20 protein-coding genes are annotated in these 21,979 nt (G+C 60.7%); 17 read left to right on the plus strand and 3 right to left on the minus strand.

The window, feature by feature from the left end:
• Positions 1-17 precede the first annotated feature (17 nt).
• A complete protein-coding gene (locus tag QD409_RS02730; protein WP_092845329.1) occupies positions 18-1,802 on the plus strand; it encodes an APC family permease in 1,785 nt (594 codons plus the stop codon).
• 643 nt (positions 1,803-2,445) lie between these two features.
• Here QD409_RS02730 and QD409_RS02735 read toward each other — a convergent pair.
• The gene (locus tag QD409_RS02735; RefSeq protein ID WP_092845331.1) at positions 2,446-2,751 is read right to left on the minus strand and encodes a hypothetical protein; all 306 of its coding nucleotides are present in this window, start codon (positions 2,749-2,751) and stop codon (positions 2,446-2,448) included.
• Between the two features lie 608 nt (positions 2,752-3,359).
• On the opposite strand from QD409_RS02735, the gene QD409_RS02740 reads away from it, so the two are divergent.
• Positions 3,360-4,115 (plus strand): IclR family transcriptional regulator, encoded by a 756-nt coding sequence (locus tag QD409_RS02740; protein WP_092845333.1) that lies wholly within the window; start codon positions 3,360-3,362, stop codon positions 4,113-4,115.
• A gap of 212 nt (positions 4,116-4,327) precedes the next feature.
• Here the strand turns inward: QD409_RS02740 and QD409_RS02745 are convergent, their stop codons facing one another.
• Positions 4,328-5,215, minus strand: a complete 888-nt coding sequence (locus QD409_RS02745; RefSeq protein WP_092845335.1) for a helix-turn-helix domain-containing protein — start codon at positions 5,213-5,215, stop codon at positions 4,328-4,330.
• 112 nt (positions 5,216-5,327) lie between these two features.
• On the opposite strand from QD409_RS02745, the gene pobA reads away from it, so the two are divergent.
• Positions 5,328-6,500 (plus strand): 4-hydroxybenzoate 3-monooxygenase, encoded by a 1,173-nt coding sequence (gene pobA / locus QD409_RS02750; protein ID WP_092845337.1) that lies wholly within the window; start codon positions 5,328-5,330, stop codon positions 6,498-6,500.
• Positions 6,501-6,506: 6 nt separating this feature from the next.
• Here the strand turns inward: pobA and pcaQ are convergent, their stop codons facing one another.
• Positions 6,507-7,433: a pca operon transcription factor PcaQ gene (gene pcaQ, locus QD409_RS02755; RefSeq protein ID WP_092845339.1), complete on the minus strand. Its 927-nt coding sequence runs from the start codon at positions 7,431-7,433 to the stop codon at positions 6,507-6,509.
• Between the two features lie 94 nt (positions 7,434-7,527).
• Here pcaQ and pcaD point away from each other — a divergent pair, with 94 nt between their 5' ends.
• From pcaD to QD409_RS02825, 14 genes are all read left to right on the plus strand, one after another.
• Positions 7,528-8,337, plus strand: coding sequence for a 3-oxoadipate enol-lactonase (gene pcaD / locus QD409_RS02760; protein ID WP_092845341.1), 810 nt, complete (start codon positions 7,528-7,530; stop codon positions 8,335-8,337).
• Positions 8,334-8,738, plus strand: a complete 405-nt coding sequence (pcaC, locus tag QD409_RS02765) for a 4-carboxymuconolactone decarboxylase (protein WP_092845343.1) — start codon at positions 8,334-8,336, stop codon at positions 8,736-8,738. The genes pcaD and pcaC overlap by 4 nt, the downstream gene beginning before the upstream one ends.
• 12 nt (positions 8,739-8,750) lie before the next feature.
• Positions 8,751-9,500: a protocatechuate 3,4-dioxygenase subunit beta gene (gene pcaH, locus QD409_RS02770; RefSeq protein ID WP_092845345.1), complete on the plus strand. Its 750-nt coding sequence runs from the start codon at positions 8,751-8,753 to the stop codon at positions 9,498-9,500.
• Positions 9,500-10,114, plus strand: coding sequence for a protocatechuate 3,4-dioxygenase subunit alpha (gene pcaG, locus QD409_RS02775; RefSeq protein ID WP_092845347.1), 615 nt, complete (start codon positions 9,500-9,502; stop codon positions 10,112-10,114). Before pcaH ends, pcaG begins: the two co-directional genes overlap by 1 nt.
• Positions 10,115-10,117: 3 nt before the next feature.
• Positions 10,118-11,170: a 3-carboxy-cis,cis-muconate cycloisomerase gene (locus QD409_RS02780; RefSeq protein ID WP_092845349.1), complete on the plus strand. Its 1,053-nt coding sequence runs from the start codon at positions 10,118-10,120 to the stop codon at positions 11,168-11,170.
• A gap of 144 nt (positions 11,171-11,314) precedes the next feature.
• The gene (locus tag QD409_RS02785; RefSeq protein ID WP_092845351.1) at positions 11,315-12,487 is read left to right on the plus strand and encodes an ABC transporter substrate-binding protein; all 1,173 of its coding nucleotides are present in this window, start codon (positions 11,315-11,317) and stop codon (positions 12,485-12,487) included.
• A gap of 92 nt (positions 12,488-12,579) precedes the next feature.
• Positions 12,580-13,443 carry a branched-chain amino acid ABC transporter permease gene (locus QD409_RS02790; protein ID WP_092845353.1) on the plus strand — a complete coding sequence of 288 codons (864 nt, stop codon included), beginning with the start codon at positions 12,580-12,582 and terminating at the stop codon, positions 13,441-13,443.
• A gap of 1 nt (position 13,444) precedes the next feature.
• The gene (locus QD409_RS02795; RefSeq protein WP_092845355.1) at positions 13,445-14,449 is read left to right on the plus strand and encodes a branched-chain amino acid ABC transporter permease; all 1,005 of its coding nucleotides are present in this window, start codon (positions 13,445-13,447) and stop codon (positions 14,447-14,449) included.
• Entirely contained in the window at positions 14,446-15,210 is a 765-nt protein-coding gene (locus QD409_RS02800; RefSeq protein WP_092845357.1) for an ABC transporter ATP-binding protein, read from the plus strand. Before QD409_RS02795 ends, QD409_RS02800 begins: the two co-directional genes overlap by 4 nt.
• Positions 15,191-15,907, plus strand: coding sequence for an ABC transporter ATP-binding protein (locus tag QD409_RS02805; protein ID WP_092845359.1), 717 nt, complete (start codon positions 15,191-15,193; stop codon positions 15,905-15,907). Before QD409_RS02800 ends, QD409_RS02805 begins: the two co-directional genes overlap by 20 nt.
• A 138-nt stretch (positions 15,908-16,045) precedes the next feature.
• Complete coding sequence (locus tag QD409_RS02810; RefSeq protein WP_092845361.1) at positions 16,046-16,438, plus strand: GFA family protein; 393 nt, start codon at positions 16,046-16,048, stop codon at positions 16,436-16,438.
• 136 nt (positions 16,439-16,574) lie between these two features.
• A complete protein-coding gene (locus QD409_RS02815) occupies positions 16,575-20,201 on the plus strand; it encodes a hydantoinase B/oxoprolinase family protein (RefSeq protein WP_430761889.1) in 3,627 nt (1,208 codons plus the stop codon).
• A gap of 86 nt (positions 20,202-20,287) precedes the next feature.
• A complete protein-coding gene (locus tag QD409_RS02820) occupies positions 20,288-20,815 on the plus strand; it encodes a winged helix DNA-binding protein (protein WP_092845365.1) in 528 nt (175 codons plus the stop codon).
• Positions 20,816-21,117: 302 nt separating this feature from the next.
• Positions 21,118-21,948, plus strand: coding sequence for an MBL fold metallo-hydrolase (locus tag QD409_RS02825; RefSeq protein WP_092845367.1), 831 nt, complete (start codon positions 21,118-21,120; stop codon positions 21,946-21,948).
• Positions 21,949-21,979: the final 31 nt, after the last annotated feature.

The following is a 21,979-nucleotide window of genomic DNA, read 5'->3' on the forward strand; positions in this document are numbered from 1 at the left end:
GATGGGGAATATCACCGATGACGGATATTGTGGACGCCGGCGTTTCTGCTGGCACCGAGGGTAAACTTATACGCGCGCTCGACTGGAAGGGCGCGTTCTGGGTGGCTGCAGGTGTGCCGCCGCTCGTTCTTTTCTCCATCGGCGGCATCGCCGGCACGACGGGCAAACTCGCCTTCGTCGTCTGGATCATTTCGATGATCATGGGGTTCCTGCAATCCTTTACCTATGCGGAAATTGCCGGCATGTTCGGCAACAAGTCGGGCGGCGCCTCGGTTTATGGTGCGACGGCCTGGCTGCGTTACTCGAAATTCATCGCTCCGCTTTCGGTGTGGTGCAACTGGTTTGCCTGGTCGCCGGTCCTGTCGCTCGGCTGCGCCATTGCAGCCGGCTATATTCTCAATGCCTTTTTCCCGATCCCGGCGGCGGATTCGCAAGCTGTTCTCAGCTGGATCAGTGCGCATGCGACGTCTATCACCGCCGATAGCCCGAGGGTCGCAGAATATATCGCTGCGCATGCCGGCACCTCTCCGCAAGATGCGGTAAAAGCGCTTCTGAGCGCTGATGGCGTTGCGGCATTCACGCCTGCCATTCGCAACTGGTCGCTCGTCAGCTTCAACATTCCCTTCCTTGCCACGGCCAACATCAATGCCACCTTCTTCATCGGCGGCATCCTGATGCTGGTCATATTCGCGATCCAGCATCGCGGTATCTCCGAGACGGCAAGCGTGCAGAAGTGGCTGGCGATCATCGTCCTCGTGCCGTTGCTCATCATCGGTATCTATCCGATCGTCAGCGGCCAGATCGCCTCCAGCAACGTCACCGGCTTGCTGCCGCCGACCGCCGCCTATGCCGGCACGGACGGGACATGGAGCAATGGTGGCTGGACGCTTTTCCTCGGCGGTCTATATATTGCAGCCTGGTCGACCTACGGGTTCGAAACGGCCGTTTGCTATACGCGGGAACTGAAGAACCCGAAGACGGACACCTTCAAGGCCATCTTCTATTCCGGTCTTGCCTGCTGCATCTTCTTCTTCCTCGTGCCGTTCGCCTTCCAGGGCGTGCTCGGTCATGCAGGCATGCTGGCGCCCGGTATCGTCGACGGCACCGGCGTTGCCGAAGCGCTCGGCGGCCTGATCGGCGCCGGCCGCGTCGTCACCCAGCTCCTTGTCATCCTGATGATCATGGCGCTCTTTTTGGCCATCATGACAGCCATGGCCGGCTCGTCCCGCACGCTCTATCAGGGCTCGAAGGACGGCTGGCTGCCGAAGTATCTCGACCATGTGAACGAGCATGGCGCACCGACCAGGGCGATGTGGACGGATTTTGCCTTCAACCTCTCGCTTCTCGCTATTGCGTCCGACACCAGCGGCTACTTCTTCGTGCTCGCCGTCTCCAACGTCGGATACATCATCTTCAACTTCCTCAATCTTAACTCCGGTTGGATCCACCGCATGGATTCCGGCCATGTAGAGCGCCCGTGGAAGGCACCTTCCTGGCTGATCGGCCTCAACACCGTTCTCGCTTTCGTCAATGCGCTCTTCCTCGGTGCCGGCGCCAAGGTCTGGGGCTATGCGAACGCACTCTGGATAGGCTTTGCTTTTGCCGCATTGATCCTGCCGGTTTTCGCCTACAGGCACTATGTCCGTGACGGCGGCAAGTTTCCGGCCGGCGCCATGGACGATCTGGGTCTTGTCGGCCAAGATCTGGGCGTGAAGAAAGCAGGAATTCTGCCGTACCTGGCCTTGGTCGGCGGCCTAGCCATCGTACTGATTGCCAATTGGGCCTTCCAGTTGCCGGCTTAGAAAAAGACGGATGAAATTAGCTGTCCCCGCTGTGGCGAGCCACGGCGGGGCGACTCTTAGGAGATCTTAGAAGCGGCGGCGACTCCGCCCCCAAAGTTAGAGCTAAATGGAAAGTGTCGAGTCTCGATAATATTTGCTGGCGCAACACCTCAGCCCGTCGCCTGGGATGGCAAAATCGACTGCGACGAGCGATCACCGCCATTCAAGCGCGAAATTCATCGTTGTCGTCGGAGGTTCGTTCGATTCAGCTGAATGACAGTTCCTCCGTCCAAATGCTTACTATCAGCTGCCCCGACAGCATTGGCATTTGAGCGGCCTATCTGGACCATTTCCTCTCCAGCCATATCACGCCGGCTCGCCAGCATTCGGATCCTAGCGCGTGAGCCGAAGTTTAACCATTGTTCCCACTTGTTTTCAGTTCAACCCTGTTGCCGCTGAGAACGACGATCTTGTCAGCCACTGACATTTTCTCGACGTCATCGCGGGTAACGTAGATCATTGCTGTTCCACGTCCGGTATGGAATTCGCATCAACTCGATGCGCTTGTATTTCCATCGCGAAGAACGGTTGTGGATAGCTCCACTCGATTTTGATTTTACCACTCACCGCGCATCGAATCTGCGCGACATGGCGGCGCGAGCTCTTAAATCCCTGATCCGTCGAGCTGCTGGGCGTCGCCGCCTTCCCAAGGCGAGGGCATCGAGGTGCGATTGGGATTGGCCGAAGGCATCGGCATCCAGCACTTCAATTCCGGCTCGGCATATTCGATGATGTGGCCGGGCGAGGAATCGGAGGCGCGCCAGCCTTCTGTACCGAACTGATCGCCATGCGACCAATATGCGAGATCAACTTCTGCCGGCCCCTGTTCGGACGGGCGGATCGTGACAAGGATCCGACTGCCGTCTTTCGGCGCGCTTGCCATGTGACGCCAGCGGTCTGGTTCTTCCATCGCTTTTCCTCCTGCCTTGCTGCAGGTTGCGAGTGTCGCCTTGTCATCGAAAAGGGTCAACTCAAACTTTGAACAACCCATCCGCTATCAATTGGCTTTTCGATCGAGAGATCACTCGGAATCTCCTCAACATCGGCGGAACGCCGCTACTGATGTGGCTCATAGCTCCGCCGAAGAGAGCGGGGCGCAAACTATCAACAGGCAATTTAACCCCAGGCTAGTCCCCGTTCAGTCCCTGCACCCCTCGAAACGTTTAGCGGCAAGCAGGCGACGTCCGGCGCAGGGCGGGCGCTCGAAGAGCCGTGTGAGGTGGATGGCTATCTTCCACTTTGGTCAAAACTGCCGGTGAGACGTCCGCGTGCCACAGTGTCTTCCCGCATCCGGTGCAGGTTCTGAACAGACGAAAGAGAACAGCCTTCGCGGGCACCGCCAAACTAGGCTGATGGAACGGTCTCGGGCAGAAAATCACACTTTTTGACGAACTGGCGTCGACAGAGCCGAGCCCCCGGATTTATGCTGACAAATCAAAACGATGCGCACCGTGAATCTCGCAGCAAAAACAGTGTTGAGAATTTGCGCTATGGACACAACAAAAGTGCAGGATCAGGATGCGCGAAACAGATTTCGTCAGCGGCTTTGCCAAGGGATTGAAAGTCATCGAAGCCTTCGGCGAGACGCGGCAGCGCCTGACGATTGCCGAAGCGTCGAAGCTGACCGGGCTCGACCGTGCCACCGTGCGCCGTTCGCTGCTGACGCTTTCTGAGCTAGGCTATGCCGTCTATGACGGGAAGTTCTTCACGCTGACGCCGAAGATCCTCAGGCTCGGTCATGCCTATCTTGCCGCGACGCCGCTGCCGATCATCATCCAGCCGCACCTCGATCAGCTTGCGGAGCGCGCCGGGCAGAATGCTTCGGCTTCCGTGCTCGACGGGACGGAAGTCGTCTATATCGCGCGGGCCTCCCAGCGCCGGGTCATGTCGATCAATCTGACGCCGGGGAGCCGCCTTCCGGCCTTTTGCGCCTCGATGGGCCGCGTCCTGCTCGCCGCCTTGCCGGAAAGTGAGGCGCGTTTGGTGCTTGGGCGGACCGACCTCAAGGCGAATACGCCGAATACCAAGACCGATCCCGAGGAGCTGATGGCCGAATTCCGCCGGGTGAGGGAGCAGGGCTATGCCGTCATCAATCAGGAGCTGGAAATCGGCCTCTGCTCGATAGCGGTGCCGGTGGAAAACGACCGCGGGCAGACCGTGGCGGCAATCAATATCGGCGCACCGGCCGCCTATGTCGCCGCTTCCGACATGGTGGAGCGGTTCCTGCCGCTGCTGAAGGAGACGCAAAAGGCGCTGCGGCTGGTGCTGCCTTAAGCTTCACGGCTCTCGGGGCCATCCTCGTCCTTCGAGGCTCCGCCTTCGGCTACGCACCTCACGATGAGGATTGAGCATGCCCGGTGATCGATATGCTTTGCAGCCTTTTTAGCGAAGCGAAAAGATCAGCCCTCATTGTGAGGAGGCCCAAAGGGTCGTCTCGAACCACGAGGGCGGGTGGTTGCCTGATTTTTCCGCTCAGATTGCTGTGCTTACAAGCCCAGCCTCTCCCGCTCCTCGATGCGCCAGGCGCGGGGCGTCTGGCCGGTCTGCTTCATGAAGAAGCGGGAGAAATAGGCCGGGTCGGCGAAACCGAGGCGATAGCTGATTTCCTGGACGGTCGCGAAGGTGAAGACCAGTTCGCGCTTGGCCTCATCGAGCAGCTTGCGGGTGATCAACTCGTGTGCGCCGTGCCCGGTCCGGCCGCGCACGATGCGGCTGAGATGCGCCGGCGAGATGCCGAGGCTTTCGGCATAGAAGGCGGCCGGCTTGTGCGAGCGGAAGTGGCGCTGGATGAGGCCCTGCAGCATCTCCATCCGGCGCTCGCCGTCATCGTCCGGGCCAGATCCTTCGTCAGCCTTCTGAGCGATGCGCGCCGTCAGCAACAAGGCCGAGGTCAGATAGGCCTCGAGCAAATCGTTGCGGCCATTGCGGTGGCTGGCAAACTCTTCACCCAGGCGCTTTAGCGTGCTGGCGACATGCGCAGCGTCCTCGTTTTGCATGTCGAGCAAGGTCAGATGCGGATCGGCAAGCCATGCTCCCAGCCGGCTGCGATCGCCCGGAGAGGCCTTCAGATGCGAGATCAGCACCGTGATGACGAAGCCGTCTATGTCTCTCGAAAACCGGAAGCCGTGGTTGAGACGTGGCGGCACCGTAATGACGGCGGGTGGCGTAATGGGGTGGGGAACGCCGTCAAATACGGCGTCGCCGGATCCGGCATCTATGTACAAGATCTGAAAGAAGCTCTCATGCCGATGCGGGCGGATTTCCCAGTGATGAAGGCTGCTGCGAGACGGAATCGTCTCGCAATGCAGCCAGAAATCCGGCTTTCGGCCAGTATTTTCACCATAGAGCTCATAGATCGGCACATTCTTCGTCATGGCTCTTCTCCCTCGAAATGTTCGATTTGTGCAATTTCATGACCGAAATGTCCATTGCGAACTTGCGATGCGCCGAAGAGACTTGAAGCAAGATCACGCATGGGAGGAGACGATGCGCACTCAAGTCGCCATTATCGGTTCAGGGCCATCCGGGCTGCTGCTCGGCCAGTTGCTGACGGAGGCCGGCATCGATAACGTCATTCTCGATCGCGTCGGCAAGGATTACATCCTCGGCCGCGTGCGTGCCGGCGTTCTGGAGGAAGGCACCGTCCGATTGCTGGACGAGGCGAAGTCCAGCGCCCGCCTGCATGCGGAGGGACTGCCGCATGATGGCTTCTCGCTCGCCTTCGACGGCCGCGACCATCGCATCGACCTCCATGGTCTCACAGGCGGCAAGCGGGTCGTCATCTACGGCCAGACGGAGATGACCCGCGACCTCATGGCCCGCCGCGAGGAAAGCGGCGCTCCGACCATCTACAGCGCGATCAATGTCCAGCCGCACGGCTTCGATGGCGATACGCCCTATCTGACCTACGAGAAGGACGGCGTTTCCCATCGCATCGATTGCGATTTCATCGCCGGCTGCGACGGCTTTCATGGCGTCAGCCGCAAATCGGTTCCGGAAAAGGCGGTCCGCAGCTTCGAAAAGGTCTATCCTTTCGGTTGGCTCGGCGTGCTGGCCGACGTGGCGCCCGTCAATCATGAGCTGATCTACGCTAATCATCCTCGCGGCTTTGCGCTATGCTCCATGCGCTCGATGACGCGCAGTCGCTATTACATCCAGTGTCCGCTCGACGAAAAGGTCGAGGACTGGAGTGACGACCGCTTCTGGGATGAGCTGCGCCGTCGACTGCCCGCTCATCATGCCGAGGCGCTGATTGCGGCACCATCCTTCGAAAAATCGATCGCGCCGCTGCGCTCTTTCGTGGCCGAACCCATGCGTTTCGGTCGCCTCTTCCTCGTCGGCGACGCCGCCCATATCGTGCCGCCGACTGGCGCCAAGGGGCTCAACCTGGCGGCGAGCGACGTGCACTACCTGTTTTCAGGTATTGTCGAGCATTACCAGGATCGCTCCAATGCCGGATTGGATGCCTATTCCGTGCGTGCGCTCGCTCGCGTCTGGAAAGCAGTGCGTTTCTCCTGGTGGATGACGACGATGATGCATCGCTTTCCCGATACCAGCGATTTCGATCAGAAGATCCAGGAAGCCGAGCTCGACTATCTCACCCATTCGCGCGCCGCTTCGACCGCGCTCGCCGAGAATTATGTCGGTTTGCCGTTCTAGGCAGGCCTAGAGCCTCTGGGTAACTTCGCTTGCCGCTTCCCGGATCGTCTGCATCAGGATCGACAATGGAAGGGTGGGGATGGAGTCGGTGCGCATGGTCAATCCCACCGGTCCCTTTGTCTCGCTGGTGTCGATCGGCAGGAGCGCAAGTAACCCGTCATCAACATCGCCGGCAACGACGCCGGCGGAGATGATCCAGATCGCGTCACAGGAACGCACGAAGGCGCGGCCAAAGGAGTCGGAAACAGTATCGATCTGGTTGGGCAGCCCGCCGGCGCCGTTGGCGATCAGAAAACTCTCGACGAAGGGGCGGATGATCGAGCCGCGCGTCGGCATGAGGATCGTGTAGCGATTGAGATCGGAAAACAGCGATTGCTGGGAGGAAAGCAGCGGATGGTCTGCCCGAACGGCGAAAACCACCTGCTCTGAGTAGAGGTGCTCAAAGGAAAAGCCCGTCATGTTTTCGGGGCTTGCAAGCCGCCCAACGACGAGATCGAGATCGCCAACGCGCAACTGTTCAAGAAGGACGGCGTTCTCGCCGGTCACGATCTTGATGCGGCTCCAGGTCTCCTCCTTGAGAAACAATTCCATCGCCCGCGGCATGATCCGCGTCGAAACCGTCGGCAGCGCGCCGACGCGGATCGGCGGCGCTTCACCGGAACGTTCCTGCGAGACGGAATCCAACCCCTGGCGGAGTGCGGTCAGCGCAGCACCGGCATGGCGGAGGAAGACTTCGCCGTAGCGGGTGATGCGGATGCCGCGCCCGTCGCGTTCGAAGACGGCGACGCCGAGCGCCTCTTCCAACTCGCGGATCGTCTTCGTCACCGCCGGCTGGCTGATATTCAGCAGGCCGGCCGCCTTGATCACGCTTTTCTGGCGCGCAACCTCGACAAAGGTTTGCAGATGGCGGAACTTAATGCGTGCGTCGAGCATGCTCACTCATAACCGTGGAGTTATCGTAGGGCAAAGAAATATCATTTTACCTAACCAGATTATACATCCAATCTCGCGCATGAGGAGATTTCCAGTGCAGTTTGCCCGCATCAACGACGTCACGATCCACTACCAGATCATTGGTGGCCCCGCCGACAAGCCGGTTCTTGTCTTTGCGAATTCGCTCGGCACCGATTTCCGGATCTGGCGGGATGTGATCGTTCGTCTTGCCGGCGATTTCGCCATCGTGCTTTACGACAAGCGCGGCCATGGCCTCTCCGATCTCGGCCAGATGCCCTATTCCATCGAAGATCACGCCACGGACCTTGCTGGCCTGCTCGATTTCCTCTCGGTCAAGAATGCCGTGATTTGCGGCCTGTCGGTCGGCGGGCTGGTCGCGCAATCGCTCTATCAGCGGCGCCCGGATCTGGTGCGGGCGCTGATCCTCTGCGACACCGCCCACAAGATCGGCACGGCGGAGAGCTGGAATGCCCGTATTGCGCAGGTCGAGACACACGGCATCGAATCCATTGTCGATGCGATCATGGAGCGCTGGTTCACGCCTGCCTTTCGCCGCCCGGAAAACATCGCCTTCGCCGGCTACTGCAACATGCTGCTCCGCCAGCCGGTCGCAGGTTACGCCGCAACCTGTGCCGCGCTCCGCGATGCGGATCTGACTGAAGCCGCCGCCAAGATCGCCGTGCCCACCATCTGCATCGTCGGCGATCAGGACGGCTCCACCCCGCCTGAGCTGGTGCTCTCGACGGCAAAGCTCATTCCGAATGCGCGCTATGAAGTGATCAAGGACGCCGGCCATATCCCCTGCGTCGAACAACCCGAGGCGTTGACCGAAGTCATCCGTGCCTTCGTCGATGTCGTCCTGCGTGGAGAACAAGCCCCATGAATGACCCCACCACGCCGTCCGAGCGCTATCTGCAGGGCATGGCCACGCGCCGTGCCGTGCTCGGCGACGGCCATGTCGATCGCGCCCAGCAGGGATCGACCGAGTTTGACCGACCTTTCCAGGAACTTATTACCGAGGCAGCCTGGGGGCATGTCTGGTCGCGCCCGACGCTCAGTTGGCGCGAGCGGTCCATCGTAACGATCGCGCTGCTTGCGGCGCTCGGTCAGGACGACGAGGTGGCGATGCATGTGCGCGCGACGCGCAACACCGGCGCGACGCGCGACGATGTTTGCGAGGCGCTTCTGCATGTGGCGATCTATGCCGGCGTGCCGGCTGCCAACCATGCGATCAAGATCGCTAAGCAGGTTTTCGAACAAATGGACGCCGAAGAGGCGGCATGAAGCGAGGCAGACATGTCCGATAGAACCAACAGCAAGCCCGAAACGGGCGCCTTTTTCGCCAGAGACCGCGCCTGGCATCCGCCGGCGTTTTCGCCAGGATACAAGACTTCCGTGCTGCGCTCGCCGCAGCGGGCATTGCTGTCGCTCGACGGCACCGTCTCCGAAATTACCGGGCCGGTCTTCGGCCATTCCATATTGAACGACCTGGACAACGACCTGATCCATAATTTCGCCAAGCCGGGTGAAAGCGCGATCGGCGAGCGGATCATCGTTCACGGCCGCGTGCTCGACGAGCGCGGCCGGCCGGTGCCGGGCGTCTTGCTCGAATTCTGGCAGGCCAATGCCGGCGGGCGTTATCGCCACAAGAAGGAAACCTATCTCGCCGCCATCGATCCGAATTTCGGCGGTTGCGGCCGCGCCATCACCGACGATGAAGGGCGCTACGCCTTCCGCACCATCCGTCCCGGCGCTTATCCTTGGCCGAACGGCGTCAACGACTGGCGGCCGGCCCATATCCACTTCTCGGTCTTCGGCCATGGCTTCGCGCAGCGGCTGATTACGCAAATGTACTTCGAGGGTGATCCAATGATCTGGAAATGTCCGATCGTCGGGACGATCCCCGACAAACAGGCGATAGAGCAGCTAATCGCACCGCTCGACTGGGGCAACACGATCCCGATGGACGCTCGCGCCTATAAATTCGATATCGTGCTGCGCGGTCGCCGTTCGACCCTGTTCGAAAACCGGCTGGAGGGCAATTGATGGTACAGGAACTCGGCTATCTCAAGGAAACGCCGTCGCAAACGGCAGGGCCTTACGTCCACATCGGCCTGACGCCGAATTACAGCGAGATCGGCGGCATCTACGAAACCGATCTCGGCTCCTCCATGGTCAACGACAAGACGCTCGGTGAACGCATCACGGTGACGGGCAAGGTCCTCGACGGTGCGGGCGCGCCGGTCAAGGATGCCGTCCTCGAAATCTGGCAGGCCGATAGCGCCGGACTTTACAATAGCCCCTCGGAACTGCGCGGCACAGCCGATCCGAACTTTACCGGCTGGGGGCGTTGCCCGACCAACTCGGCCGACGGCGTTTTCCGCTTCGAGACGATCAAGCCGGGTCGCGTTCCCTTCAAGGACGGCCGCAAGATGGCGCCGCACATCACCTTCTGGATCGTGGCGCGCGGCATCAATATCGGCTTGCACACGCGCATGTATTTTCCGGAAGAGGCTGCCGCAAACGCCGAAGACCCGCTGCTTGCGCGGATCGAACACAGGGATCGTGTTGCAACGCTGGTTGGGGTCAAGGCAGGCTCTACCTACACCTTCGACATCCATTTGCAGGGCGACAAAGAAACGGTTTTCCTCGATATATAGGCCATGAGCGTTTCTCCCTTCGACCATCCGTTCCTGTCCGGTCTCCTCGGTGACGAGGAGATCGCGGAGTATTTTTCCGCAAAGGCCGATATCCGTGCCATGCTTGCCTTCGAAGCTGCGCTTGCCAAGGTCGAGGCGCAGCGTGGGCTGATCTCGCCCGCGGCGGCCGGGCGGATCGCGGAGGTTTGCACGGGTTTCGAGCCCGATCTGGAGAGCCTGAAGGCGGCAACGGCGTCGGATGGCGTCGTCGTGCCTGAACTTGTCAGGCAGCTGCGCAAGGCGGTTGGTGAGGATGCGGGCAAGCATGTTCACTTCGGCGCCACCAGCCAGGACGTCATCGACACCAGCCTGATGATGCGGCTGAAGGCGGTGGCATTTGTCTTGAGCGGTCGGCTCTTCGCCGTATCGTCCGCGCTGACCAAGCTGGAGGAGCGTTTCGGATCGAACAGGCTCATGGGCCGCACCCGAATGCAGGCCGCGATCGCGATCGCCGTGTCCGACCGGCTGCGGGCATGGCGCCATCCGCTCGACCAGTATCGCGATCGGCTGACGCAGGAGACTTTCCCGCTGCAGTTCGGCGGTGCCGCCGGCACGCTGGAAAAATTCGGGCCGCAAGCGGCCGAAATCAGGAGCTCGCTGGCACAGGCGCTCGGCCTGACGGATGAGCCGCAGTGGCAAAGCCAAAGGGGGCGCATCGCCGAGTTGGCGGGATTGCTGTCGATGATCTCCGGCAGTCTCGGCAAGATCGGCCAGGATGTCGCGCTTCTGGCGCAGACAGGTGACGAGATCGAGCTTGCCGGCGGCGGTGGCTCCTCGGCCATGCCGCACAAGCAGAACCCGGTCGCAGCCGAAGTGCTGGTGACGCTTGCCCGCTTCAACGCCGTCCAGCTTTCGGGCATTCATCAGTCCCTCGTCCATGAGCAGGAACGCTCGGGCGCTGCCTGGACGTTGGAATGGCTGCTATTACCGCCTATGGTGGTGGCAACGGCGGCATCGCTGCGCCATGGGCTGCAACTGATCGGCACGGTCAAGCGCCTGGGAACGATAGGGAAGTAGGATATTCCTAGTCATCCATAACCAAATGAGTATGGATGATGACCTTTATTTCATTTTACATCACCATTTCCTATGAGAAATTGGCGGTGATCAGAATTTGAACGATCAAGGGCGGCTCGGAAAATGGCTGCCGGGAGGAGAAAAATGAAACGGTTTGTATTGGCCGCTATCGCGGCTGTTGCTCTTGGCGGTACCGCCTATGCCGACACGATCAAGGTTGGCGTCATCGGTCCTTTCTCCGGTCCATTCGCATTGCAGGGCAAGAACTTCAAGGCCGGTATCGACGCCTACATGGCTGTGAATGGCAAGAAGGTCGGCAAGGACGAGGTGGAGGTGATCTACCGCGACTTGCCCGCGGCTGATCCCGCCCAGTCGAAGTCGCTGGCGCAGGAGCTCGTCGTCAAGGAGCATGTCCAGTATCTCGCCGGCTTCTACTTTACGCCGGATGCGATGGCCGTGACGCCGATCCTCAAGCAGGCCAATGTGCCGATGGTGATCTTCAATGCTGCGACATCGGCAATCGTCACCAAGAGCCCGCTGGTCGTGCGAACCTCCTTTACCACCTGGCAGACTTCGACGCCGATCGCCAAAGTTGCCTATGATGCCGGCGTGAAGAAGGTCATCTCCGTCGTCAGCGATTACGGTCCCGGCATCGACGCCGAAAATGCCTTCAAGGCCGGTTTCGAGAAGCAGGGTGGCCAGGTGGTTCAGGCGATCCGCATGCCACTTTCAACCAATGACTTCAGCCCGATCATGCAGCGTATCAAGGATTCCGGCGCACAGGGCGTCTTCGCCTTCCTGCCGTCAGGCCCGACGACGCTCGGCTTCGTCAAGGCCTACAATGAAAACGGACTGAAGGCTGGTGGTATCAAGCTGTTTGCGCCCGGCGATCTGACGCAGGAATCCGATCTGCCGGCGCTTGGCGACGCCGCACTCGGTATGCAGACGACCTTCCATTATGCGATTTCCCACGATTCTGCTGAAAACAAAGCCTTTGTAGCAGCCGCTGGGAAGGCGATCGGCAATCTCGCCGAGCTGACCTTCCCGGCCGTCGGTGCCTTCGACGGCATGCATGTCATCTACAAGATGATCGAAGCGACTGGCGGCAAGCAGGATGCGCAGAAGGCTGTCGATGCCGTCAAGGGTCTGTCCTGGGTCAGTCCTCGTGGCCCCGTCACCATCGACGCCGAAAGCCGGCATATCACGCAGAATATCTATCTGCGCGAAGTCGCCAAAGGTAACGATGGCAAGTACTACAACAAGGAAATTCAGACCTTCGAGAAGCAGGGCGATCCTGGCCTTGCTGCCGCGAAGTAAAGCGCTCTTGTAACGTCGCCGGCCTGAACGGAAAACTTCGCTCGAGCGGGTGACGGCAGCGGTCGCGCAACAAAAACGGACCAGCGATTTCAATGCAAACCGTGCTCAGCATAGCAGTCGATGCCCTCGCTTACGGCATGGTGCTGTTCGTCATCTCCATCGGCCTCTCCGTCACCATGGGGTTGATGCGCGTCGTCAATCTGGCCCATGGCGCCTTTGCCATGATCGGCGGCTATATCGCCTCCTATGCAGCACACGACCTTGGTCTTGGCTATGCTGCGGCCGTATTGCTGGCCGTGGTCGGCACCGTCATCATCTCCATCCCGATCGAGCGGCTGCTCTACCGACGCATCTATGGCGCGCCGGAATTGACGCAGGTGCTGATGACGATCGGCATCACCTTCTGCATCATCGGTATCGCCAACTACGTCTTTGGCCCGACTTTGAAGACCATCCCCTTGCCGGGCAGCCTGCAGGGTTCCGTCGATCTTGGGTTCCGGACCATCGGCACCCATCGCATCTTCGCGATTGTCTGCGGTCTCGTGGTCGCTCTTGCGCTCTGGTATTTGATCGAGAAAACCTCGTTCGGCGTCAAGCTGCGCGCCTCCGTCGACAATGCCGCAATGGCGGCCGCCCTCGGCGTGCGGACCGAAATCGTCTACGCGGTCAGCTTTGCCGTTGCCGTCGGGCTTGCCGCCTTCGGCGGCGTGGTGGGTGCGGAACTTCTGCCGGTCGAACCCTATTATGCCCTGCGCTATATGGTGACCTTCCTCGTCGTCGTCTCGGTCGGCGGTGCCGGCTCGATCTCCGGCGCATTGCTCGCCTGCCTCATCCTCGGCTGCATCGACACGACCGGCCGTTACCTTATGCCGGAATATGGGGAATTCTTCTTTTATCTGGCCGTCATTGCCATCGTCTGCGTCTTCCCGCGCGGCTTTGCCGGGAGAATGAAGTAACATGGCATTGACCCTTGAAAGAGAGACGGCTGTGACCGTGACCAGACATCGTACATTCGGGCAGGATCTGATCGCGGTCGCGGTCATCGTCGTCGCGGCTGCCGCCGGCTACCTGCTGTTTCCTGATAATCTCGCTCTCCTCACTCGCCTGATCGCGGTCGCGCTTCTCGTGCTCTCGCTTGATCTCGTCACCGGTTATTGCGGCGTGGCAACACTCGGTCATGCGGCGCTGTTCGGCGCCGGCGCCTATGCGGCGGGTATCGCATCCGCCCACTATGGCATCAACGATCCGCTGCTGATGACGTTTGCGGGCATTGTCGCCGGAGCCATCGCCGGCCTGGTGTGTGGTGTCGTCATCTTAAGGGCGCACGGATTGCCGCAGCTCGTGCTGTCGATCGCGCTGGTCTATCTCTTTCACGAGTTCGCCAACAAGGCATCCAGCTGGACCGGCGGCAGCGATGGGTTATCAGGCATTTCGCCGGATCCCTTGTTTGGCACTTTCGAATTCGATCTCTATGGCCACACGGCCTATATCTACGGCGTCGCGCTGCTGCTGACTGCGCTTGTACTGCTGCGCTTTCTCGTGCGCTCGCCCTTCGGCATGCTCTGCCGCGGTATCCGTCAGGATCCCTTGCGCATCCGGGCCATGGGTGCATCGCCAAAGGCGGCGCTGATCAAGATGTATATGATTTCCGGCGCTGTTGCCGGCATCGGTGGCGCCTTGAACGCGATCTCGACCCAGGTCGTCGGCCTCGACAGCCTCTCCTTCACGCAATCGGCCGAGGCCCTCGTCATGCTCGTGCTCGGCGGCACTGGCTCGTTGTTCGGTGCGCTCGTCGGCACGCTGATCTTCATGCTGTTCGAGGACTACGTCTCGGCCGCCAATCCCTTCCATTGGCTGACGATCGTCGGCGCCTTGCTGATCCTCGTCGTTCTCTTCGCGCCCAAGGGCATTTACGGCACGGCCGCCGCCTACATTGCTCGTCGCAGGGAGGCGCGGGCATGAGAGCGATTTTCGAGGTCGGCAATCTGAAGAAGGCGTTCGGTGGCCTGACGGTGACCAACAATGTCAGTCTGTCCATGGCGCCGGGAGATCGCGTCGCCTTGATCGGCCCGAACGGCGCCGGCAAGACCAGCTTCGTCAATCTCGTGACAGGCAATTTGCCGGCGGATTCCGGCGAGGTCCGCATCGCCGGGCAAAACGTCAACAAGCTCGATGCCATCGGCCGTGTCCGGCGCGGCCTGGTGCGCTCGTTCCAGGTGACGCGGCTGTTTCACGACATGACGCCGGCCGAACATGTCGGCATGGCGGTGTTGCAGCGAACAGGCCGCTCCGGCCGCATGTTCGGCAATTTCCTCGCCATGCGCGATGTTATGGCCGAGACCGAGGAGTTGCTTGGCACGCTCGGCCTTGCCGGGCTGATGCATCGCAAGGTCAGCGAGATCGCCTATGGCCAGCAGCGGCTATTGGAAATTGCTGTCGCCATGGCCCTGAAGCCGAAAGTGCTTCTGCTCGACGAGCCCGCCGCCGGCGTGCCGCAAAGCGATACGGGCCGCATCGAGCAGGCGCTCGCCGATCTGCCCGCCGATCTCGCCGTGCTGATGATCGAGCATGACATGGATCTCGTCTTCCGCTTCGCCAAGCGCGTCGTGGTGCTGGCCGCCGGCACAATCATATTCGACGGGTCACCGAAAGACGTGACGCAGGATGCGCGGGTGCGCGAAGCCTATCTTGGGAGCTACGCCAATGCCGGCCACGCCGCTTGAAGTGGAAAACCTGTCGGCCGGCTATGGTCCGACGCGGGTGCTGGAAGGGGTTTCCTTTTCGGTTCCGGCCGGCGGCCGGCTTGCCGTGCTCGGCCGCAACGGCATGGGCAAGAGCACGCTGCTTGCCACCCTTGCAGGCCAGACACGCCGCTATGATGGCCACATCCGGCTGGGCTCGGCCGATATCGCCGGCCTGCCAAGCGCCAGACGCGCCCATCAGGGCCTCGGTTACGTGCCGCAGACGCGCGACGTCTTTCCGACGCTGACCGTGGAGGAGAATCTGTCCGTCGGGCTGAAGGGACGGCCGAAGAGCGCCTTGCAGGAAGCCTATGACATGTTCCCGCGGCTGAAAGAGCGCCGCCGGAACCTCGGTGGCCAGCTTTCCGGCGGCGAACAGCAGATGCTGTCGACTGCCCGCACGATCCTCGGCCGCCCCTCCGTCCTGCTTCTGGACGAGCCGCTGGAGGGGCTCGCCCCTGTCATCTGCGAGGAATTGATGGCCGCCTTTGCCAAACTCGCCAAGTCGGGTGACATGACGATCCTGCTCGTGGAGCAACGCATCCAAAGCGCGCTGGATTTTGCAAGCGATGTCATCATTCTTGAACGTGGGCGGCTTGCCTGGAAGGGTACGCCCGAGGCGCTGGCGCGGGATCATGATGCAGTCGAACGCCTGCTCGGCGTTGGCGGATTGCACTAGCACATCCGCCTTGCGGCCGTGCGCCGATGTGGCGCGACTTCGATTTCGTACGGTGCATTTCCGCTCGCCGCGTGCAATTGCCGTAGCAGTTTTGCTGTCGTAGACACTCCGCCTGCCTGAATTTGGAGGAGGTGCAACATGGACCGATTCACTGGAGGTTGCCTGTGCGGCAAGGTACGAATAGTGGCGTCGGGGCGCCCATATCGTGTCGGCATTTGTCACTGTCTCGACTGTCGCAAGCATCATGGGGCGCTTTTTCACGCTTCCGCGATCTTCCCTGAGGATGCGGTGACGATCGAAGGCGAAACGCGCGACTATGCCGGCCGGTTTTTCTGCCCTCATTGCGGCTCGTCCGTTTTTTCGCAAAGCGCTGACGAAATCGAAGTGAACCTGGGGTCTCTCGATGCCCCTGATCAGCTGACACCGACCTACGAACTCTGGACCATCCGCCGCGAATCCTGGCTGCCGCCGTTTCCGCTCGCGAGACGATACGAGCGTGATCGCGAGGCAGCGAGCCGCTTCGAGGATTAGGTCGCACTCGCAGCAAGGATTATACTAAGAAAACCTGTCGAAGGTTGCCGAAACCGGCGATTCAGGTTGACGACAAAACGTTGATAATTTATCGATATATTATCATTGTTATGGCGTCGCACTGCTGGAGGCGGATTTGTCGGAGAACACTTCGGGTCGTTGGGACTTCTGGATCGATCGCGGCGGTACCTTTACCGACGTTGTCGGGCGCGATCCGTCTGGCGCTCTCCACGCACGCAAGGTCCTGTCGGAAAATCCCGAAGCCTATCGCGATGCGGCCGTTCATGGCATCCGCCTTCACCTCGGTCTCGGCAAGAGCGAGCCGGTTCCCGAGGGTACGATCGGCGAGGTCCGCATGGGCACCACGGTCGCCACCAATGCGCTGCTTGAGCGTAAGGGCGAACGCCTCGCTCTGGTGACGACGAAGGGTTTCAGGGACGCACTGCGCATCGGCTATCAGGAGCGCAAGAAGATCTTCGCGACCGAGATCGTCAAGCCGGAAGCGCTGTACGAAGACGTCGTCGAGATCAAGGAGCGGGTGCTTGCCGACGGCACCATTGAGCGCGCTCTGGATGAGAAGACGGCAGAGATGGCGCTACGCGACCTTCTCGCCAAGGGCTATCGCTCCGTCGCCATCGTCTTCATGCATGCCTATAAGTTCCCGGCTCATGAGGCTGCAGTCGCCAGGATCGCGAGATCCCTCGGTTTCGAGCAGGTCTCGGTCAGCCATGAGGTCTCGCCGCTGATCAAGCTGGTCGGCCGTGGCGATACGGCTGTCATTGACGCCTATCTCTCACCAGTGCTCGGCCGTTATATCGGCCAGGTCTGCGATGAGCTCGATGTCGAGCGCACCGGCGCGCGCGTCATGTTCATGATGTCATCAGGCGGACTGACGGCGGCCGATATGTTTCAGGGCAAGGATGCGATCCTCTCTGGCCCGGCAGGCGGCGTGGTCGGGCTGGCGAAGACCGGCGAACAGGCGGGCTTTGCCAATGTCATCGGCTTCGACATGGGCGGCACCTCGACGGATGTGGCGCATTTCGATGGCGAATATGAGCGCGCTTTTGAGACGGAAGTGGCCGGTGTGCGCGTCCGCGCGCCGATGATGCTGATCCATACCGTGGCTGCAGGCGGCGGCTCGATCCTGCATTTCGATGGCGATCGCTTCCGCGTCGGGCCAGATTCTGCCGGTGCCTTTCCGGGGCCCGCCTGCTATCGCAACGGCGGCCCGCTGGCGGTCACCGACGCCAATGTCATGGCCGGCAAGCTGCTGCCGGAATTCTTCCCCTCCATCTTCGGACCCGATCAGGATCAGCCGCTCGATGTCGAGACAGTGCGCGGCAAGTTCGCCGCACTCGCCGCTGAGATCGGTGACGATCGCAGCCCGGAAGATGTGGCCGACGGCTTCATCCGAATCGCTGTCGCCAATATGGTCGAGGCGATCAAGAAGATCTCGGTGCAGCGCGGTTATGACGTGACGCGCTATGCGCTCAACTGCTTCGGCGGCGCCGGTGGGCAGCACGCCTGCCTGGTTGCCGATGCGCTCGGCATGAAGAGCATCCTTCTGCATCCGATGTCCGGCCTTCTTTCGGCCTATGGCATGGGGCTTGCCGATATCAGGGCAACGCGCCAGAAGGCGCTTGGTGTCTCCCTTGATGGATCGGCACCTGCCGCAATTGCAGCGCTTGGTAGCGAATTGCGCGGCGAATGTGTGCCCGAGCTCGAAACGCAGGGCGTTGCAACGGGCAACATCAAGACGGTCCAGCGCGCCCATATCCGCTATGCCGGCACCGATACTCTTCTGGCAGTCGAGACGACCTTCCCCGAGATTGACGACCCCTTGCGGTTGCGCAGCCAGTTCGAGACGCTGCACAAGCGCCGCTTCGGCTTCGTTGCCGAGGACAAGCCCTTGGTCGTCGAGGCCGTCGAAATCGAAACGATCGGCGGCGCGGCTGCCGATATCGCAGTCGAGCTGGAAGCCGCTGGCGAAGGCGAGGCGCAAACTGCAAGGCGCACGGCTTTCTATTCGGGTGGCGAGAGCCACGATGCGGCCGTTGTCCTGCGCCAGGCGATCAAGCCCGGCCAGACAGTCACCGGCCCGGCTATCATCATCGAGCCGAACCAGACGATCGTGATCGAGGACGGCTGGCAGGCGCAGCTGACGGTCAAGGATCATATCGTCCTCAAGCGCATCAAGGCGCTGCCCGAGCGCAATGCCATCGGCACCAAGGCGGATCCCGTCATGCTGGAGATTTTCAACAATCTCTTCATGTCGATCGCCGAGCAGATGGGCATGACGCTGCAGAACACCGCCTATTCGGTGAACATCAAGGAGCGGCTGGATTTTTCCTGCGCCGTCTTCGATGCGGATGGCAATCTGGTCGCCAACGCACCGCATATGCCGGTTCATCTCGGCTCCATGGATGCGTCCGTGGCAACCGCGATCCGTGAAAACCCCATCATCCATCCGGGCGATGTCTTCCTCATCAACGCGCCTTACAATGGCGGCACGCACCTGCCTGATCTGACCGTCTGCACTCCGGTCTTCGACGACACCGGCCAGAAAATCCGCTTCTGGGTCGCCAGCCGCGGCCATCATGCCGATATCGGCGGTATTTCGCCGGGCTCTATGTCGCCGCTCGCTACGCATATCGAGGAAGAAGGCGTCTATATCGACAATTTCAAGCTGCTCGATCGCGGCCGCTTCTGTGAAGCGGAGCTTACCAAGCTGCTGACAGGTGCGCGCTATCCGGTGCGCACGCTCGCCCAGAACGTCAACGATCTCAAGGCTCAGGTCGCCGCGAACGAGAAGGGCGTCGCCGAGCTGAAGAAGATGATCGTCCACTTCGGCGAAGACGTGGTCGACGCCTATATGGGTCATGTTCAGGACAACGCAGCGGAAAGTGTTCGCCGTGTTCTCGACCGTCTGTCCGATGGCGAATTCAGCTATGAGATGGATCAGGGCTGCAAGATCGTCGTCAAGATCTCGATCGATAAGGACAAGCGCGAGGCGACGGTCGATTTCACCGGCACTTCGCCGCAGCGTTCGGACAATTTCAACGCACCGCAGCCCGTAACGCGCGCCGCCGTGCTCTATGTCTTCCGTGTGCTCGTCGAGGCCGATATTCCGATGAATGCCGGCTGCCTCAGGCCGATCCGGATCATCATCCCCGAAGGCACGATGCTGACGCCGGAATATCCGGCGGCTGTCGTCGCCGGCAATGTCGAGGTCAGCCAGGCCGTGACCAACTGCCTGTTCGGTGCGGTCGAGGCGCTTGCTGCAGCTCAAGGCACGATGAACAATCTGACCTTCGGCAACGACGCCTATCAGTATTACGAGACGATCTGCTCCGGCGCGCCGGCAGGCCCAGGCTTCAATGGCGCCGATGCCGTGCACACGCACATGACCAATTCGCGTCTCACCGATCCCGAAATCCTTGAGACGCGTTTCCCGGTCGTGCTGGAGGATTTCCACATTCGTCCGAAGTCCGGCGGGCGTGGCAAGTGGAATTCCGGCAACGGCACACAGCGCACCATCCGCACCCGTGAAAAGCTGGAGTTCGCCATCCTGTCGGGCCATCGACGCGTGGCACCCTTCGGCGTCAAGGGCGGCGAAGCGGGGCAGACCGGCCGCAACTATGTCCGTCGCAACGATGGGGCCATCGAGGAGCTGATCGGCTCGGCCCATACCGTACTAGAGGCGGGCGAGGCCTTTACGGTCGTTACCCCCACCGGCGGTGGCTACGGAAAGCGGGACGAATAAGAACGCAATGCCGAAGCCGGGCAGCAATCGGTCGCTCGACTTCGGCAATCTGCAGGTGCCTTGATCCGGTTCGAAGGAGTTTTCAGGTGACGTCTGAGGAAAAGAGTAAGCGACGCGAGTTGATCGTATCGTCAGCCCATCTTGCAGGCGGCAGTTCGCCGGCTCTGTCGGAGCTGGAATACGGGTCGATCCTCTTTTCCCATGCCTTCAATCGTTGGCTTGTCCGCTGCATGGCGGCGGCCGGCGTGCCCGGCCTTTCGCCGGTCGAGATCCTGGTCATTCATTCCGTGCGGCATCGCGACAGGCCGAAAACGCTTGCCGATCTCTGCCTCGTCCTCGATATCGAGGATACGCATGTGGCCAATTACGCCATCAAGAAGCTGGAAGCGGCAGGCTTGGTCAAGAGCGGCAAGGCCGGCAAGGAAAAGACGATCCGGGTCACCGACAAGGGCCTGGATGCGTTGAAGCGCTATACCGAAATTCGCGAACGGCTGCTGGTGGAGGCGACCAAGGTGTCCGGTCTTTCGCAGGATGGCCTTTCCGATATCGCCTCGCATCTCAGGGCATTGTCCGGCTATTACGAACAGGCCGCGCGCTCGGCAGCCACGCTGTAAAACAGCAATAGGGACGAGCCTGTCGCAAATTCAGATCCTCCCAAGATCGGCCTTCCGTTCCGGGAGTAATTTCGCGCCGAACGACCGGGCCGCGACAGTCGAGCCCAGCCCCTTATCTATTTTGTCGTAGCATACCTATATTAGATTTGTGCGATCCGTTGGTGGTACTCGCCAAACGATCCTTATCGATAGAAAGATGAGATCCAGTTTTTACCACCGCGCAACTTTTGGAAATTGCTGGCTTCGCACGATAGCAAAAGTGTGCTTTTTTTGACCGAAAGGGGAATGGTGTAAAAACTTCCATGAACAACGATAGTTTCGAGCTGAAATTTTGGGGCGTGCGGGGAAGCATCCCGGTATCGGGACCGGAATTTGAGCGGTACGGCGGCAATACGTCGTGCATAGAGTTAAAACATGCCGGCAGGCATATCCTATTCGACGCCGGGACCGGTTTGCGCGAAGCGGCCGCATCCCTTGCCAGGGAAGGGGTCCGCAATATCGATCTCTTCTTCACCCATTCGCACTACGACCACATCATCGGCCTGCCCTTCTTCAACGCCATCTATGATCCGCGCGTCAGCGTCGATCTCTGGTCGGGCCATCTCGCCGGCAAGACGACGACACGGCAGCTGATCGGCCAGTTCATGCGGCCGCCATGGTTCCCGGTCGAACCGGATATCTGTCGCGCCGCGATGAATTTTCGCGATTTTGCCGCGGGCGACACGCTGAAACCGCATCCGGGGATCGTCATGCATACAACTCGTCTGAACCATCCCGGCGGCTGTATCGGCTATCGCATCGAATGGTCGGGCCGGGTGATCGCCATGGTCTACGACACCGAGCATGTGAACGGCCAGCTTGATGAAGCCGCACTCGCGCTGATGGCCGATGCCGACCTTGTGGTATACGACGCGACCTATATCGAGACCGAAATGCCGAAATATCTCGGCTTCGGCCACTCCACCTGGGTGGAAGGCATCAAGCTCGCCAAGAAGGCGGGCGCCAAGCGGCTTGCCCTGTTTCATCATGCGCCCGGCCGTACGGATCGCGAGCTGGATGAGATGCAGCGCGAGGCGCAGAAGAGCTTCCCCGAAGCGTTCTTCGCCTTTGACGGACAGTCGCTGCAGCTCTGAGCGCTCGCAGCGACAGACCGAACTGGCTGCA

It is taken from the genome of Rhizobium sp. BR 315, assembly GCF_050577975.1.
Taxonomy (GTDB): domain Bacteria; phylum Pseudomonadota; class Alphaproteobacteria; order Rhizobiales; family Rhizobiaceae; genus Rhizobium; species Rhizobium miluonense.

Coding starts and splice junctions, on each gene's coding strand:
- QD409_RS02730 (WP_092845329.1), top strand. CDS start 18: ATGACGGATATTGTGGACGCCGGCGTTTCTGCTGGCACCGAGGGTAAA.
- QD409_RS02735 (WP_092845331.1), bottom strand. CDS start 2,751: ATGGAAGAACCAGACCGCTGGCGTCACATGGCAAGCGCGCCGAAAGAC.
- QD409_RS02740 (WP_092845333.1), top strand. CDS start 3,360: ATGCGCGAAACAGATTTCGTCAGCGGCTTTGCCAAGGGATTGAAAGTC.
- QD409_RS02745 (WP_092845335.1), bottom strand. CDS start 5,215: ATGACGAAGAATGTGCCGATCTATGAGCTCTATGGTGAAAATACTGGC.
- pobA (WP_092845337.1), top strand. CDS start 5,328: ATGCGCACTCAAGTCGCCATTATCGGTTCAGGGCCATCCGGGCTGCTG.
- pcaQ (WP_092845339.1), bottom strand. CDS start 7,433: ATGCTCGACGCACGCATTAAGTTCCGCCATCTGCAAACCTTTGTCGAG.
- pcaC (WP_092845343.1), top strand. CDS start 8,334: ATGAATGACCCCACCACGCCGTCCGAGCGCTATCTGCAGGGCATGGCC.
- pcaH (WP_092845345.1), top strand. CDS start 8,751: ATGTCCGATAGAACCAACAGCAAGCCCGAAACGGGCGCCTTTTTCGCC.
- pcaG (WP_092845347.1), top strand. CDS start 9,500: ATGGTACAGGAACTCGGCTATCTCAAGGAAACGCCGTCGCAAACGGCA.
- QD409_RS02780 (WP_092845349.1), top strand. CDS start 10,118: ATGAGCGTTTCTCCCTTCGACCATCCGTTCCTGTCCGGTCTCCTCGGT.
- QD409_RS02785 (WP_092845351.1), top strand. CDS start 11,315: ATGAAACGGTTTGTATTGGCCGCTATCGCGGCTGTTGCTCTTGGCGGT.
- QD409_RS02790 (WP_092845353.1), top strand. CDS start 12,580: ATGCAAACCGTGCTCAGCATAGCAGTCGATGCCCTCGCTTACGGCATG.
- QD409_RS02795 (WP_092845355.1), top strand. CDS start 13,445: ATGGCATTGACCCTTGAAAGAGAGACGGCTGTGACCGTGACCAGACAT.
- QD409_RS02800 (WP_092845357.1), top strand. CDS start 14,446: ATGAGAGCGATTTTCGAGGTCGGCAATCTGAAGAAGGCGTTCGGTGGC.
- QD409_RS02805 (WP_092845359.1), top strand. CDS start 15,191: ATGCCGGCCACGCCGCTTGAAGTGGAAAACCTGTCGGCCGGCTATGGT.
- QD409_RS02810 (WP_092845361.1), top strand. CDS start 16,046: ATGGACCGATTCACTGGAGGTTGCCTGTGCGGCAAGGTACGAATAGTG.
- QD409_RS02825 (WP_092845367.1), top strand. CDS start 21,118: ATGAACAACGATAGTTTCGAGCTGAAATTTTGGGGCGTGCGGGGAAGC.